13 protein-coding genes are annotated in these 15,080 nt (G+C 66.6%); 6 read left to right on the top strand and 7 right to left on the bottom strand.

The genetic code is table 11. The features are described 5' to 3' along the window. Positions 1-356 precede the first annotated feature (356 nt). On the top strand, positions 357-1,223 hold the full coding sequence (locus tag HCO70_RS13830) for an OmpA family protein (RefSeq protein ID WP_216665430.1): 867 nt from the start codon (positions 357-359) through the stop codon (positions 1,221-1,223). Between the two features lie 3 nt (positions 1,224-1,226). Continuing rightward, positions 1,227-2,864 carry a hypothetical protein gene (locus HCO70_RS13825; protein ID WP_172297073.1) on the top strand — a complete coding sequence of 546 codons (1,638 nt, stop codon included), beginning with the start codon at positions 1,227-1,229 and terminating at the stop codon, positions 2,862-2,864. An 11-nt stretch (positions 2,865-2,875) separates the two neighbouring features. On the opposite strand, the gene HCO70_RS13820 is transcribed toward HCO70_RS13825, so the two are convergent. From HCO70_RS13820 to HCO70_RS13805, 4 genes are read right to left on the bottom strand one after another with little or no spacing between them, the layout of a single operon-like run. Then, the gene (locus HCO70_RS13820) at positions 2,876-4,129 is read right to left on the bottom strand and encodes a chloride channel protein (RefSeq protein WP_172297071.1); all 1,254 of its coding nucleotides are present in this window, start codon (positions 4,127-4,129) and stop codon (positions 2,876-2,878) included. A gap of 3 nt (positions 4,130-4,132) precedes the next feature. After that, positions 4,133-4,705 carry a hypothetical protein gene (locus HCO70_RS13815; RefSeq protein ID WP_253913278.1) on the bottom strand — a complete coding sequence of 191 codons (573 nt, stop codon included), beginning with the start codon at positions 4,703-4,705 and terminating at the stop codon, positions 4,133-4,135. Next, positions 4,705-5,142 carry an HIT family protein gene (locus tag HCO70_RS13810; protein ID WP_172297069.1) on the bottom strand — a complete coding sequence of 146 codons (438 nt, stop codon included), beginning with the start codon at positions 5,140-5,142 and terminating at the stop codon, positions 4,705-4,707. The genes HCO70_RS13815 and HCO70_RS13810 overlap by 1 nt, the downstream gene beginning before the upstream one ends. Further along, the gene (locus HCO70_RS13805) at positions 5,139-5,741 is read right to left on the bottom strand and encodes a riboflavin synthase (RefSeq protein ID WP_172297068.1); all 603 of its coding nucleotides are present in this window, start codon (positions 5,739-5,741) and stop codon (positions 5,139-5,141) included. Before HCO70_RS13805 ends, HCO70_RS13810 begins: the two co-directional genes overlap by 4 nt. A gap of 173 nt (positions 5,742-5,914) precedes the next feature. Between HCO70_RS13805 and HCO70_RS13800 the strand changes: the two genes are divergently transcribed. From HCO70_RS13800 to HCO70_RS13790, 3 genes are all read left to right on the top strand, one after another. After that, positions 5,915-7,201: a capsule biosynthesis protein gene (locus HCO70_RS13800; protein WP_172297066.1), complete on the top strand. Its 1,287-nt coding sequence runs from the start codon at positions 5,915-5,917 to the stop codon at positions 7,199-7,201. A 94-nt stretch (positions 7,202-7,295) separates the two neighbouring features. Then, positions 7,296-8,441, top strand: coding sequence for a polysaccharide biosynthesis/export family protein (locus tag HCO70_RS13795; RefSeq protein WP_371742220.1), 1,146 nt, complete (start codon positions 7,296-7,298; stop codon positions 8,439-8,441). A gap of 4 nt (positions 8,442-8,445) precedes the next feature. Then, entirely contained in the window at positions 8,446-10,509 is a 2,064-nt protein-coding gene (locus tag HCO70_RS13790; RefSeq protein ID WP_172297063.1) for a capsular polysaccharide biosynthesis protein, read from the top strand. Positions 10,510-10,680: 171 nt separating this feature from the next. On the opposite strand, the gene HCO70_RS13785 is transcribed toward HCO70_RS13790, so the two are convergent. The 3 genes from HCO70_RS13785 to pobA form a co-directional block, all read right to left on the bottom strand. Then, positions 10,681-11,742: an AbrB family transcriptional regulator gene (locus HCO70_RS13785; RefSeq protein WP_172297061.1), complete on the bottom strand. Its 1,062-nt coding sequence runs from the start codon at positions 11,740-11,742 to the stop codon at positions 10,681-10,683. A 47-nt stretch (positions 11,743-11,789) separates the two neighbouring features. Next, positions 11,790-12,725 (bottom strand): SMP-30/gluconolactonase/LRE family protein, encoded by a 936-nt coding sequence (locus HCO70_RS13780; protein WP_172297059.1) that lies wholly within the window; start codon positions 12,723-12,725, stop codon positions 11,790-11,792. A gap of 224 nt (positions 12,726-12,949) precedes the next feature. Then, positions 12,950-14,122, bottom strand: a complete 1,173-nt coding sequence (gene pobA / locus HCO70_RS13775; protein ID WP_172297058.1) for a 4-hydroxybenzoate 3-monooxygenase — start codon at positions 14,120-14,122, stop codon at positions 12,950-12,952. 96 nt (positions 14,123-14,218) lie between these two features. Here pobA and HCO70_RS13770 point away from each other — a divergent pair, with 96 nt between their 5' ends. Next, entirely contained in the window at positions 14,219-15,079 is an 861-nt protein-coding gene (locus HCO70_RS13770) for a helix-turn-helix domain-containing protein (protein ID WP_216665429.1), read from the top strand. The last annotated feature ends 1 nt before the right edge of the window (position 15,080 follow it).

Genomic DNA, 15,080 nt, shown 5'->3' with positions numbered 1-15,080 from the left:
GGTGAGTCAGGGCCGCCAGATAGCCGATGGTGCCCGGCTTGGCCAGAGATGGCGTCGATTTGGGGGCGAGAAGGACACTCCGCAAGGGGTGTCCCCATGGGGACGGGGGGTCAAGTCATTGATTTCAGGCATGTTAGCGCAAACGTCGGTCTGGGGACGCGGGTAGAGGCGGTGCCCATCGGCACTCCTGAGCGCAGACCGCTCGGACAGATTCCTCCATCCAGGGTAACGCAACGGAACAATCCGCGGGCCGATTGGTTGAATTAGTTAAGCAAATCCTGTTTAGTCGGCTCCGGGTGCGGGCCGGAATATATAAGGAAACTGATATGTTACGCCTTTGCCCCCTGTTCATTTTGATGACCACCCTGTCGCTTTTCTCCACCCCCGCCGCTGCGCAGGACGATGCGGAGGGGTCCGCGGACCATCCGGAAATCGGCCGCTACGAGGGCTCGAACATCGTCTTTTACGAAGCCCTCGAGTACGACGACCAGCGCATGTTCACGAGCGTCGACCCCGAGGAATACGAGGACTTCGAAGGCGCCGTCACCCGCATCGTCTATGACCTGCCCGAGGGCGCATCGATCCTGCAGGTCATGCGCAGCTACGAGGAAAAGCTGGCCGAGAAGGGATTCGATGTCCTTGTCGCCTGCAGAAGCCGCGACTGCGGCCGGAGCAACCTGATCGAGCTGCGCGAAACCACCTGGCGCAAGATCCTGCAGAACGAATTCGGCATCCTGACCGTCGCCAAAACCTCTGACGAGGCGACGACAAACGCCCAGATCATCATCGCGCCGCGCTGGGTGAACGTGAACGCCGTCGACACCGCCGCCTTCGAGAACAAGGTCCTCGATGCCGAGGCCGTCACCAGCCAGCTCGAGGCCGAAGGCAAGATCGCCTTCTACGACATCCACTTCGACACCGGCTCTGCCGCGATCAAACCGGAAAGCACCCCGACCATCGCGCTGATCGCAGAGGTGCTGACCGCCAGCCCAGACCTGTCGATCATCGTCGTCGGCCATACCGACAATGTCGGCGGGCTCGAGGACAACCTCGCCCTGTCCCGTAACCGCGCACAGTCGGTGGTCGACGGGCTGATCGCCGATCACGGCATCGCGTCGGAGCGGGTGACAGGCGCCGGCGTCGGTTATCTCGCACCCGAGACGACGAATGCCACCGCCGAAGGGCGGGCAAGGAATCGCCGCGTCGAGATCGTGGTCCGCTAGGTCATGATCCGGTTCGGCATTCCCGCCCCGATTGCCGCCGCGCTGATAGCCGCCCCGCTCTGCGCCACGGCGGCGACCTGCCCCGGTAACGGAGGCGTTCCGCCCACCCGTGAGGATTGGGCCGCACTCTATGCCGAGATGTCGGAACAGGGCACGCTGCAGAAGGCCGGGTTCACCGTCGGCGCGCAGGACGTCTATTACCTCGGCACACCCGACACTTCCGGACCGCTTCTTGCGCGGGTGGAGGCGCTCGCCCCGCGCATCGTTGAACAGGAGATCGCGATCGCGGTGAAGCCGACCCGCCCGGTCCTGTTCGTAGAGAGCCACACCGACACCTTCGGGGCCTCTATGGCCTTCACCGGCTGCAACGGTCTCGACGGCAGTTCCGCCCTGCGCGCGGCCATAGGCTCCCGGCTCCCGCCCCGTACCTGCATGATCGTGACCTTCCCCGAGCGGATGGCGGCCCGGAACCTGACCGATTTCTCCATCGCGCATGAATGGATGCACACCATGCAGTACGATGCCTACGGCGCCTCGCCCGGCAACGACGCATGTTGGCGGGAAGCATCGGCGGACTGGTTCGCGCACAAGGTGGTGCCCGGCACTACCGCGCGGAACGACGTGATAGAGCAGTTCTTTGGCCGCCAGCCCGCCTGCGAACTGACGGAGCACAGCTACGACGCGCAGACATTCTATTTCTGGGCCGAGGCGGAGTTCGATACCGAATGGGTTTTCGAACAGGGACTCGACGGCGAGGACTGGCTGCGCGACACCTCGCGCGCCGCAACGCTTCTGCCGCCGGACCGGTGGCTCGACTGGGCCATCGCGCAGGCGGATGGCACGATCCGGTTTCCGGATGGCAGGCCCCTGCCCTCTGGCCCTGATAGTCCCGCCGTGAACCTGACGGAGACCTGCGACGCGACCATCGAGGGAGAGGCGCTGTCGGTCCAGGTCGCCGACATCACCCTGCCCGAGACAGGCGGCGCGCTGACGGTAGAGGCCGGTACCGCGCAGGTCGGCCTGCGCGGCCCTGACGGCGACTGGATCCGCGTTACCGGCACACAGACCATTTCACCGCCTCCGGCCTCGCCCGTCCGCCTTGCCGCGATCTCGCCGTCAGGCGAGCCGCTTTCGGTCGGGCTGTCCTCTGGCAACAGTTCGGGTTCGGGCTGCCGCTGTTTCGTCGGCCGCTGGATGGAGCTTCCCGGCCCCGACGGCAGCGACCCGTTCCGGTTCCGCAGCAAGCTGGAAAGCGTCTTTGCCAAGGTACCGGACATGTCCGTCACCTACGAGTATGACGGCCCTGTCGTGTCCATCAACGGCGACGGGAGCCTGACCATCGACAATCCGCATACGATGACGGGCCCGGATGTCAGGGTCGAGAACCACCGCTGGCAGGCCTTCGGCACCTGGACCGCCGAGGACGGCGCAATCGCCTTCGATATCGAGGCGCGCCGCACAACCACGCACGCCTCGATGGCCGGGGTCAGCCGGACGTTCACCGAGGAACACAAGCCAACGATCGCAATCGGCGGCAAATGGATCCCGGAATGCAGTGCTGACGGGCTGGCGCTGCGGCGGTGGATGTTCATTGCGTCGGAACGTTCGGACGAGGTGCACCGGTTGGTTCCGGCGCCGTAGTCCAGTTGCGATCAGTGCGCCAGCCCGCCGCCCCTGGTCAGATCCTCGGGCAGCATCTGCAGCACGATCCAGCCCGCGAGCGCGCCCACGAAAACCGGCAGCATCAGCCCGCCGCCGAGCACGAAGATCATTACCGCGCCGGCCAGTATGGGCATCTTCAGCCCTACCGTGGCCGCGCCCGTCATCCCGGCGGCGACGCCGATGATCGGGTTCAGCCCGGGCAGGAAAAACAGAGTCGCCGCCCCCAGCGCCGCGCCGCCGAAGCAGAGCGGAAAGATCGGCCCGCCCAGCCAGCGGCTGCCGAGGCAGACCGCGCACAGGACCACCTTGGTCACGCCCAGAACGATCAGCAGCCCGGGCCCGTGGCGCGCGCCCAGTTCCAGCATGTGGTGCATTTCGTTATGGCCGGCGAACAGCAGAACCGGCGCCGCCATGCAGATCAGGCCGAGGATCGCGCCGCCGAAGACCGGCTGCCAGAACAGGCTTGGTATCCGGTCTGTCAGCGTCTGCGCCAGCATCCGGTTGGCGAAGATGAACAGCGCCCCGCCGGCGGCGCCGACAAGGCCCGGCAGGATCGCGACAAGCGCGTCATAGCGGTCCGGATCGGCATCGAAGCGCGGCAGGTACATCGCAGCGAGCGAGCCCTCGCGCAGGAAATCCGCAGTGAAGAGAAAGGCGATCAGACCGGCGAGGCCCGCGATGTAGAGCGAGAGCTTCGGCGCCTCGCCTTCCCCCTCGGCCTGGACCGGGCCCGCGATGGGCGAGTGGTAGAACCCGGCAAGGCCGCCGGCCAGACCGGCCTGCGCGATGGCGCGGCGTTCCGCCGCCTCGCGCCCCAGCACCAGCGCCACGATCGCCGAAAGCTGCGAGACCAGCGCGATGATGCCGCCCTCGGGGCCCAGCACGCCGCCGAAGCCGACGGCGATGATCGCGCCCAGCGCCATCCAGAGCGACCTGAGGCCGCGATGCGGTTTCGGGTCGCGGGCCTCGGCGATCTCCTGCTCGATGTCGAGCCTGGCGCCCATCACCACGGTGCCGCCGATCAGGACGCCGCCCATCACGGTGATCGGCAGGATCATCCAGCGGTCGAGCGGAACGGTGTGCCAGATCAGAACCTGCAGTTCGATCATCGCGACATAGACGGCGGCGGCCACCGCGCCGCTGGCAAGGCCCAGCAGCAGCGAGATCACGGCAAGGCGAAGCGGAACCTTGCGGGGCGACAGCCTGGCGGGAGCCTTGTCCTCCATCTCAGCGCCCCCCGTCATGCGTCACGCGGTTCCGAAGAACCGGTCGGCCGGGATGATCCCGGCGAGCTTGCCGGCGGCGCACCATTCCCGCTCCACCGCCGTGGCGGAAACCAGGACGACGCCGTCGGGCCTGGCGTTGCTGGCGCGCAGTGCCTCGACCAGCCGGTCGCGCATGCCGCGCCAGCTTTCGGTGAAGCCCGGCGCTGCGCCGATATGGTCGAAGAGGCCGGGATTGGCATGGTCGACCGAGACGGGATGCGCGGGGGCGTAGACCGCGGCGATCCGGTCGGCGGCGCCGTCCAGCGCGCTGAGCCGGCTGGCGACGGTGTCGGGAACGGCGACGCGGCGCGGGGTCAGTTCCAGCGCGTTGCCGGAGAACAGGAAGGCCACCACGTCGTGGCCGGACGCAGCACGGATCGAGGCGTAGGTCCGGTAGTCCAGCCCCAGTTCCTGCGCGCGCTTTACCCGCAGCCGCACGATCTCCAGCGGGACCGTGTTGGGCAGGAGCTGCTTGCGCGCCTTGCTCCACGCGTGCTTGCGCCAGCCATAGCCCGCCTCGATGGTGGGGCCGCCATTATGTCCGATACCGGCCATCAGCCTTCTCCTTCCAGTGCCCTACGGAGTTCGTCGACCACATCCTGCCGCTCGACCGCGCTCTGCCGGGGGAGCGAAACGAATGTTAGCTTATCCTCTGCGATGTACCGACGCGAGGTCAGATCTGTATGTTCGTGCAGCGGAATCACATGGGCATGGGCATGGGCGATGTCGCCGCCGGTGAAGGCGAACCCCACCCGGCGCACGCCGTAAAGCCGTTTCATCGCCCGCGAGAGCCGCTGCCCCAGCGCCAGGATTGCCGACGCGGTCTGGGTCGGAAGATCCTCGAAATAGTCGTAATGGCGGCGCGGAACGATCTGCACGTGGCCGCGCCGAATCGGTTCGATATCGAGAAAGGCGACGATCATGTCGTCGGCGTGGAGGATCGAAGCTTCGACATCGCCTGCCGCGATCCGGCAGAACAGGCAGTCGGTCACTGCCACTCCTGCAGCCGCGCAACGTAGCGCGCCATCGTGTCGACCTCGAGGTTCACCGCATCGCCCTGCGCGACAGTGCCCCAGTTCGTCACCGCCTGCGTGTGCGGGATCAGGTTGACGCCGAACTCGCGTCCTTCGACCTCGTTCACGGTCAGCGAAGTGCCGTTCAGCGCGATCGAGCCCTTCGGTGCGATGAATTTCGCCAGCGCCTCGGGCGCGCGGAAGGTCACGCGGGTGGAATCCCCCTCGGGCGTGACCGACAGCACCTCGGCCACCGCGTCGACATGGCCGGATACAATGTGCCCGCCCAGTTCGTCACCCACTTTGAGCGCGCGTTCGAGGTTGATCTTCTTGCCCGGTGCCCAGCCATTCTCGCCGATATTGGTCTTTGACACGGTTTCGGCGCTGATGTTCACGTCGAACCAGTTCTTCGGGCTCGTGCCGGTCGCGACCACGGTCAGGCAGACTCCGTCGCAGGAGATCGAGGCCCCGATATCGATGGACTCGACATCGTAGCCGGTCGCGATTCGTGCCCGCAGGTCGCCGCGTTTCTCGACCTCCAGGACCTCTCCGATATCGGTGACGATTCCCGTGAACATGCCCGCCCTTTCGCAAATCGCCCCGACCTTGCCCCCGCCCGGGGCGAAGGGCAAGGGCCGCCGCGCCGCATTTCGGTGCGGCACGCCGGACACATCTTCGCATTAAAAAAGCCTTATACGTTTGATCATAAACAGTTATCGGGCCAGAACGGGCCCGAAGAAAGGTCACGCGGATGATTTCCGGCAAGAACCGGGTATTCCTTTTCCTGCAGGGCCCGCACGGTCCCTACTTTCAGCGCCTCGGACGAATGCTGCGGGCGGCGGGTGCCGATGTCTGGCGCGTCGGCTTCAACGCGGGCGACGAATTCTTCTGGAACGACCGCGCGCGCTACATCCCGTTCCTTGACGCGGCAGAGCTTTGGCCTGACCGGTTCCGCCGGATCGTCGCGGAACGCGGCGTGACCGACCTTGTCCTCTACGGCGACATCCGGCCAATCCACGCGCATGCCGTCGAGGCCGCGAAAAAGCTCGGCCTCACCATCCACGTGTTCGAAGAAGGCTACCTGCGCCCCTATTGGGTCACATATGAGCGCGACGGATCGAACGGCAATTCCGCCCTGATGCAGCTTAGCATCGCAGACATGCAGGAGGCGCTCGCGCGGGCCGATCTCGACGTGCCCGAACCGCCCGCTTACTGGGGCGACATGCGCCAGCACTTGTTCTACGGCGCCGTCTATCACGGTCTGCTGCTGATGATGAACGGGCGCTACCGCAACTTCCGGCCGCATCGCGAACTGACCGTGCTGCAGGAATTCCGCCTGTATCTCAAGCGTTTGCTGCTGATGCCATGGCTCTGGGCCGACCGGGTGCAGGCCACCTGGCGCGTCAAGTACGGCGGGTTCCCGTATCACCTGACGCTGCTGCAACTGGCCCATGATTCCAGCTTCATCGCCCACAGCCGTTTCGGCTCGATGACCGCGTTCCTGGAAACCGTGATCGAGGGTTTCGCCGCAGGTGCGCCGCCGCATCACCACATGGTGTTCAAGGCTCATCCGCTGGAGGACGGGCGCGTGCCGATCCGGCGCGAAATCCGGCGTCTGGCCCGGCAATACGGGGTCGCCGACAGGGTGCATTACGTGCGCGGCGGCAAGCTTGCGCAGCTTCTCGATCACGCGCGCAGCGCGGTCACCGTGAACTCCACCGCCGCCCAGCAGGTGCTATGGCGCGGACTTCCGCTCAAGGTGTTCGGCGAGGCTGTCTATGCGAAACCGGAGTTCGTGTCGTCCCAGCCGCTGCAGGATTTCTTCTCTCACCCCGAGCGGCCGGATAACCGCGCCTATCGCGATTATCGCCACTTCCTGCTGGAAACCTCTCAAATCGCTGGAAGTTTTTACTCCGCGCGCGGCAGGCGGCAGCTTTTGCGGCAGGTCGTCGACATGATGCTGGCCGCTGAAGACCCCTATGACGCGCTGCGGCACGGCACAGCGGCACCAAGGCAACAGTTGCGCGTCATCAAGTAAACCCGACAACAAGACCCGGCTGGCAATACCGTTGAGGTTACGATACCTTAACGCGAAAATAGTGGCAGAAAAAACAGGTCGAGGGGACCAGGCAGTGAAACTAAAGGCTTCTCGATGGGCGCGAACGGTCGCCCTGTTCGCATTGGTGGCGTTCACCGCCAGCTGTGGTCTGCCCCGCAGCGGGCCGAACAAACGCGAGATTTTTGCCGGTTCGATCCAGCAGGAAGGCGACGCGTTCATCGTCTCAGTGAATGACCGGGTGACCCGTGCGACAGCCGTCGTGCCGTCGCTGGGTTTTTCCGCCGGGTTCCGCAACGCCGCGCTTGTCGGCTCCGACACGATTCGACCGGGCGACGTTCTGGGCCTGACGATCTGGGAAAACGTCGATGACGGCCTGCTGTCTGCCGCGGGCCTGAATTCCACCTCGATCGAGGAAGTGCAGGTCGATGGCGCCGGGTTCATCTTTGTCCCCTATGCGGGCCGGATCCGGGCCGCGGGCAACTCTCCCGAGGCGGTGCGGCGGCTGATCACCGAACGCCTCGCCGACCAGACGCCGGATCCGCAGGTCATGGTCCGCCGCGTGGCGGGGGACGGCGCGACCGTCTCTGTCGCCGGATCGGTCGGACAACAGGGCGTGTACCCGCTGGAACGTCCGACGCGTACCCTGTCGGCGATGCTGGCGAGCGCCGGCGGCATCGCCGTCGAGCCCGAAATCGCGCGGATCAAGGTGATCCGCGGCACCGAGATTGGCGAGATCTGGTTCCAGGACCTGTTCTCCGACCCCTATGCCGACGTCGCCCTGCGCGGCGGCGACCGTATCCTGGTGGAGGCCGACACGCGGTCCTTCACGGCCATCGGCGCCACCGGGCAGCAGAACCGTATCCGCTTTGAAAGCCAGACGATCACCGCGCTGGAGGCGATCGCGCAGGTGGGCGGCCTGAACACTGCCACGGCTGATCCGACCGGCGTCTTCGTGCTGCGCAACGAGGATCAGGAAATCGCCAACCTCGTGCTCGGCCGCACCGACCTCGTCGGCGCGCAGCGCATGGTCTACGTGCTGAACTTGACCGAGCCGAACGGGTTGTTCGAGGCGCGCGACTTCGTGATCCGCGACGGCGACACTGTCTATGTGACCGAGGCGCCGTTCTCGCAATGGACCAAGATCCTGCGGGCCTTCACCGGGTCGCTCAACGTTCTGGGCAACACGGTCGACCTGGCCAACACACTGGACGGCAGCTGACCCGTTGAGTTTCGACGACGAGCCATCAGGCGCCGGGGCGGAAACGCCCCGGCGCCTTTTCGTTTACAACGGCGGTTTCCTGACCCAGCGCCGGGTGCGGCGCATTCTGGAACTGTCGGGCTGGGATATCCGGCTGGGCAAGCCCGGCCCCGACGACTGGGTCGGCACCTGGGGCAAGAGCCCGACCTCGCCACGTGGGGAGGCGGTGGCGGAGCACACAGGGAATCCGGTGCTGCGGGTCGAGGATACGTTCCTGCGGTCGGTGCATCCGGGGCGCGAGGGCAGCCTGCCCATCGGCCTGAACCTCGATCGGACGGGGGTGCATTTCGACAGCTCCGCGCCGTCGGATCTGGAGACCCTGCTGGCCACGCATCCGCTGGACGACACCGCGATTCTGAACCGTGCGCGCAGCGCGGTGGAATGGCTGCGCGCCGCGCATCTGTCCAAGTACAACGCGTTCGACCCGGCGACGGCGATTCCGAAGGCGCCTTATGTCGTGGTCGTCGATCAGACGAGGGGCGACGCCTCCATCTCGCATGGCGGCTCCAGCGAGGCGACGTTCCGCGAGATGCTGGTCTTCGCGCAGGAGGAGCATCCCGGCGCGCCGGTGATCATCAAGACCCATCCGGAGACGGCGGCGGGGCATCGGGAGGGGCATTTCGGACCGGAGGACGCGCGCGGGCGGGTGTCGCTGCTGACCGACCCGGTCAGCCCGTGGAAGCTGTTCGAGGGCGCGATGGGGGTCTACACGGTCAGCTCGCAGCTTGGGTTCGAGGCGATCCATGCCGGGTTGCAGCCCCGGGTCTTTGGCCAGCCCTTCTATTCCGGCTGGGGCCTGACGAAGGACGAGAACCCGGTGCCGCGCCGGGAACGCAAGCTGACCCGGGCGCAGCTGTTCGCGGCGGCGATGATCCTTTACCCGACATGGTACGATCCCTACCGCGACCGGCTCGGCACGCTGGAAGACGCCATCGCGGCGCTCGAGGCGCAGGCGGGCGCCTGGCGGGCCGATCGGCGCGGGTATGTCGCCGCCGGCATGCGGCTGTGGAAGCGGAAGCCGCTGCAGAAGTTCTTCGGCTCCGAACGCAGGCTGCGGTTCGAGGACGACCCGGACAAGGCGCAGGACCTCAGCGAGAAAGAAGACCGGCGGCTGATGGTCTGGGCCGGGAAGGAAACGCCCGATCTGCTCCATGCGCCCGAGCTTCTGCGCATCGAGGACGGCTTTCTCCGCTCGCGCGGGCTTGGCGCCGAACTGGTGCCGCCGCTGTCGCTGGTCACCGATAGCACCGGCATCTATTACGACCCCACCCGCGCCAGCCGGCTGGAAGCCCTGATCGCCGAAGCGGCGGACCTGTCGCCTGACCGGCTGGAGCGGGCGCGGCGGCTGGTCCTGCTGCTGACGCAGGAAGGGATCTCGAAATACAATACCGGCGGCGCGGCGCTGCCCGATCTGCCCGAAGGTCACCGCATTCTCGTGCCCGGCCAGGTGGAGGACGATGCCTCGATCCGGAAAGGCTGTGGCGACGTTCACGGCAACCGCGCGCTGCTGGAGGTGGTGCGGTCGGAAAACCCCGATGCGGTGATCGTCTACAAACCGCACCCGGATGTGGAGGCCGGGCTGCGCGCCGGGGCGCTGACGCCGGTGGAAACCGAAACCGCGGATCTCGTGGTGCCGGGCGCCGACCCGATCGCGCTGATCGGCGCCTGCGACGAGGTCTGGACGATGACCTCGCTCCTCGGGTTCGAGGCGCTGCTGCGTGACACGCCCGTCACCTGCCTCGGCACGCCGTTCTATGCCGGCTGGGGCCTGACCAGCGACCTCGGCGCGGTCCCGGCCCGGCGGCGGGCGCGGCCCTCGGTGACGGCCCTCGCCCACGCCGCGCTGATTGCCTATCCGCGCTATTTCGATCCGGTGACGGGAATGGCCTGCCCGGTGGAGGTGGCCGTCGACCGGCTGGTCTCCGGCGATTACCCCGGCGCCGGTCCCGCGAACCGGGCTCTGTCGAAGCTGCAGGGCCTGTTCGCCAGCTATGCCTGGATGTGGCGGCCGAAGACACCGGTGCGGTAGGCAAGGGTAGCGCCGGCCCGCGCGGGGCGGGTCGAACATTGAGAAGGCCTGCTCAAAAGCCTCGACGACGTGCCTGTGGCACCACCTTCGCCAAAAGCGCCGCCCCGTTGGGGGGCGGGTCGGCGCTGCCCGGGCTGGGCCCGGGCGAAACAGATGACATGCGTTGGGCGGCTATTCCGGCCGTCCCTTCATCCGCTTGTTCACCCAGCCCACCAGCACCACGGCCAGCAGGATCCGCACCAGGTGGTGCGCGGTCACGATCACCGGGCTGGCGTCGAGGCTCAGCGCGATCAGCGCCATCTCGGTCATTCCGCCCGGCGCGAAGCTGACGAACAGCGCGTCGAAGGTCTCCGGCACCACTGCCACCAGCCCCAGCGCCATCACCGCGCCGATCACCAGCATGCCCGCGACCGCCAGCACGCCCATGCCGAAGGTCTTGACCAAAAGCCCGATGCCCATGCCGGAGAATTGCGCGCCCAGCCCGGCGCCGACGATCAGCTGCGCCAGGCTCAGCAGCCAGCCGGGGCTGTGCAGATCCAGTATCCCGGTCAGCTGGGCAATGGCGCACAGCACCAGCGGCCCCAGCAACTGCCCGGCGGGCAGATTCAGCCGCATGCCCAGCCACATCCCGACCGGCGCGATCACCGCGATCGCCAGCAGATCCCACCAATGTGACGGGCCGGTGGACATGTTCTGTCCGGCCGAACTGCCCACCGCGTGGCCCTCGAGCCACAGGAAAAACGTCGGCACCGCCATCACCACGATGATGATCCGCGCGAAATGCTGCACCGTCAGCACCCGAACGTCGCCGCCTTCGCGTTCGCCCAGGGTGATCGCCTCGATCAGGCCGCCGGGCATGGCCGCATAGGTGGCGGTGACACGATCGTACTTGCCGACCTTGCGCAGCACGAAATAGCCGTAGCCATGCGCCAGCACCACGAACAGGCCCACCGCCAGGAAGGACGGCCAGAGCTGGGGGAACAGCGGCAGCAGGTCGGGTGTGAAGCGGCCGCCGATCATCGTGCCGATGGTGGCGATGGACAGGAACCGGAACGGCCGGTGAAAGGCGACGGCGTACCCGCTCTGCGCCCGGGTGATGGTATAGGCCGCGCTGAAGATCAGGCTGCCCAGCATGTAAGGCATCGGCAGCCCGACCCACGCCCCGAGCGTGCCGCCGACCGCCCCCAGCACCAGCAATGTGCCGGTGTCGATCCAGTACGATTTGTCACCCATACCCGTCTTATGACGCGGAATTGTCGGGAGAATCCAGAGGGAAAGCGTCAGCCGTAGGGTACGCCCGCGACATTCACGTAGAGCGCGTAAAGCGATTTCGCCGCCGCCATGAACAGGCGATTGCGCCGTGGCCCGCCGAAGCAGAGGTTGGCGCAGCGTTCCGGCAGGTGGATCTGCCCGATGGCGGTGCCGTCGGGCGCAAAGACCCGCACGCCGTCCAGCCCCTCGCCAATGCCCCAGCCGGCCCAGAGATTGCCCCCGGTGTCACAGCGGAACCCGTCCGGCGTTCCCTTCTCCCCCGCATCGACGAAGAGCCGCCCGTTCGTCACGCCCCTGCCGTCCGGGGTCACGTCATAGACATGGATCTTGCGCGGCACCCCGCGCGATTCCACGAGGTAGAGCAGGTCTTCATCGGGGGAGAAACACAGGCCGTTCGGCTGGTTGATCCCCTCGATCACCACCGTCATCTCGCCGGTCTCGCCATCGACGCGGTAGACGTTCGTGGGGAGCTCCGGTTCGGCGACGCCGCCCTCGTAATGGCTGAGGATGCCGAAGGACGGGTCGGTGAACCAGATCGCGCCGTCCGATTTCACCACCACGTCGTTCGGAGAGTTCAGCCGCTTGCCCTGGTAGCTGTCGGCGATCACCGTGACGGTTCCGTCGATCTCTGTCCGCGTGACCGAGCGCAGACCGTGCCGGCAGGACACCAGCCGCCCCTGCCGGTCGCGCGTGTTGCCATTGGTGAAGCCGCCGCGCCGGTATTCCGAGACCGCGCCGGTCTCTTCCTCCCATCGCAGCATCCTGTCGTTCGGGATGTCGGACCACAGAAGGCACCGCTGGTCGCCGAACCAGACCGGCCCCTCGCCCCAGCGCGTGCCTTCGGCCAGCCGCTCCACACGGGCATGCCACAGGATCAGCTTCTCGAATCTCGGATCGAGCACCTCGACACTCGGGTCGGGGTAGCGTTCGGACGGTTCCCACATGTTCGGCCCTCCCTGGCACGTCTCGCGCGCAGGCTACCCGCCGCCCGCCGCGACGCCAAGCCGTCGAAACGATGTGGGAAAGGGCAGTGGCACCGATGATGGCCCCTGCCCCTTTCGTTGGCTACTCACGCGCGAACAGCGACTTGGTGTTCAGCGCCGTCCCGCCCGCTTCTTCTGGTCCAAAATATCCCCGCCGGAGGCACCGCCCGCAGGGCGGTTCGCCCTCAGAACGGCAGCCCGACGTAGTTCTCGGCCAGCGAGCCCAGCGCGTTTTCGGACGAGAACAGGTAGTCCATGTCCGTCTGCTGCAGCCGCTTGTCGTAGCTGATCGAGTCCGGGAAGGTGTGGAGCAGCATGGTCATCCACCAGCTGAACCGCTGCGCCTTCCAGACCCGCGCCAGCGCCTTGGCCGAATAGGCCTCCAGCCCCGCATCGTCGCCGTTCAGGTAGTGATCCGTCATCGCGTGGTAGAGGTAGTAGATGTCGGAAGCGGCAGAGTTCAGGCCGCGCGCGCCCGTGGGCGGCACGATGTGTGCGGCGTCGCCGGCGAGGAACAGGTTGCCGTAGCGCATCGGCTCGGCGACGAAGCTGCGCAGCGGCGCGATGGATTTCTCGATGGACGGGCCGGTTTCCATCCGCTCGCCGACCTCTTCGGGCAGGCGGCGTTTCAGCTCGTCCCAGAAGGCGTCGTCCGACCAGTCCTCGACCGTGTCGGTCAGCGGGACCTGGATGTAATAGCGGCTGAGCACCTGGCTGCGCATCGAGCACAGGGCGAAGCCCCTCTCGTGGCGGGCATAGATCAGCTCCGGGTTCACCGGCTTGGTGCGCGACAGCACGCCGAGCCAGCCGAACGGATAGATCTTTTCGTGCTCCACCAGCACGTCTTTCGGGATCGATTTGCGGCTCGGCCCGTGGAACCCGTCCGCGCCGATGATGTAGTCGCAGTCGATGCGGACGATCTCGTCACCGTCGCGATAGGTCACGTAGGGCGCGTCGGTCTTCATGTCGTGCAGCGCCACGTCTTCCACGTTGTGGATCACCTTGCCCTGCATCTTGTCGCGCGCCTCGTAGAGGTCGCGGGTCAGTTCCGTCTGGCCATAGACCACCACGGACGAGCCGCCGGAATATTTCTTCAGATCGACGCGGCTCAGCTTTCCGTCATGGGCGATCTCGAAGCCGTCGTGGATCTCGCCCTCGCGGTCCATGCGCTCGCCGCACTGCGCCTCGCGCATCAGCTCGGCAAAGCCGTGTTCCAGCACGCCGGCGCGGATCCGGCCCAGCACGTATTCGCGGCTGTGCTTTTCCAGAACGACGGTCTCGATGCCTTTCAGATGCAGAAGCTGCGACAGCATCAGCCCTGACGGGCCGCCGCCGATGATACAGACCTGAGTTTTCATGGCGCGTTTCCTCCTCCTTGGATGTGCATCGCAGGATGCCGGAAACCGCGGTTCGGGAGAATGGACCCGCCCGCCAAATACTTGTATGAATCGGACATGGCACAGCCCGCGCATATCCAGACCTTCAACCTCTTCGGCGAGTCGCAGGACCTGCCGGACGTGGTGCATTGCGAAACCATCGAGACCCGCTCGGTCCTGCATGACTGGGAACTGAGTGCGCACCGCCACGCGCGCCTGCACCAGGTGCTGTTCGTCGAAAGTGGCGACGGCACGGCCAGTCTCGACGGGGCCGAGCACCGGCTTGCCGCGATGCACCTGGTCAACGTGCCCGTGGGCATTGTCCACGGTTTCCGCTTCGATCCGGGGACGGCCGGGCTGGTCGTCACACTCGCTGCCGAGATGCTGGACGAGGCGCTGCAGCCCGGTGAGGGCCTGCGGCCGGTGCTGAACCGGCCCGCCATGATTTCCGCGGACGAGGCCTGCATTGCCACGATGCGGGGGATCGCCTGCGAATTCGCCGCCCGCAGCTTTGCCCGGGCACAGGTGCTGCGCTCTCTGGCGGGGGTATTACTTGGACAGATCGCACGGTCTCTGGCGGACACCGCACCGCCTCAGGACGGCCCCGCCGCGCCGGACCTGCTGACACGTTTCGAAACCCTGTTGGAAACGCACTTCCCGAAGCACTGGACGGTCGCCAACTACGCCGACGCGCTGGCGGTGAGCACGACCCATCTCTCGCGCGTCACCCGCAATGCCACCGGCCGCCCGGCCACCCTGCTGATCGAGGAACGCCTGGTCCGCGAGGCGCGGCGCAATCTTGTTTACACCAACCTGCCCGTGCAGACGATCGGCTACGCACTCGGGTTTCAGGACCCCGCCTATTTCAGCCGCGTCTTCTCGCGCGCCACCGGCATGTCGCCGCGCGCCTTCCGGGCGCGTGTGCAGGCGGCCGGATAAG

This window comes from Pseudoruegeria sp. HB172150, assembly GCF_013184805.1.
Taxonomy (GTDB): domain Bacteria; phylum Pseudomonadota; class Alphaproteobacteria; order Rhodobacterales; family Rhodobacteraceae; genus Psychromarinibacter.
Note: the sequence above shows the minus strand (reverse complement) of the source record. Positions and strands in the feature narration are given on the sequence as shown.

Coding starts and splice junctions, on each gene's coding strand:
- HCO70_RS13770 (WP_216665429.1), top strand. CDS start 14,219: ATGGCACAGCCCGCGCATATCCAGACCTTCAACCTCTTCGGCGAGTCG.
- HCO70_RS13815 (WP_253913278.1), bottom strand. CDS start 4,705: ATGGCCGGTATCGGACATAATGGCGGCCCCACCATCGAGGCGGGCTAT.
- HCO70_RS13785 (WP_172297061.1), bottom strand. CDS start 11,742: ATGGGTGACAAATCGTACTGGATCGACACCGGCACATTGCTGGTGCTG.
- HCO70_RS13830 (WP_216665430.1), top strand. CDS start 357: ATGACCACCCTGTCGCTTTTCTCCACCCCCGCCGCTGCGCAGGACGAT.
- pobA (WP_172297058.1), bottom strand. CDS start 14,122: ATGAAAACTCAGGTCTGTATCATCGGCGGCGGCCCGTCAGGGCTGATG.
- HCO70_RS13820 (WP_172297071.1), bottom strand. CDS start 4,129: ATGACGGGGGGCGCTGAGATGGAGGACAAGGCTCCCGCCAGGCTGTCG.
- HCO70_RS13780 (WP_172297059.1), bottom strand. CDS start 12,725: ATGTGGGAACCGTCCGAACGCTACCCCGACCCGAGTGTCGAGGTGCTC.
- HCO70_RS13800 (WP_172297066.1), top strand. CDS start 5,915: ATGATTTCCGGCAAGAACCGGGTATTCCTTTTCCTGCAGGGCCCGCAC.
- HCO70_RS13805 (WP_172297068.1), bottom strand. CDS start 5,741: ATGTTCACGGGAATCGTCACCGATATCGGAGAGGTCCTGGAGGTCGAG.
- HCO70_RS13825 (WP_172297073.1), top strand. CDS start 1,227: ATGATCCGGTTCGGCATTCCCGCCCCGATTGCCGCCGCGCTGATAGCC.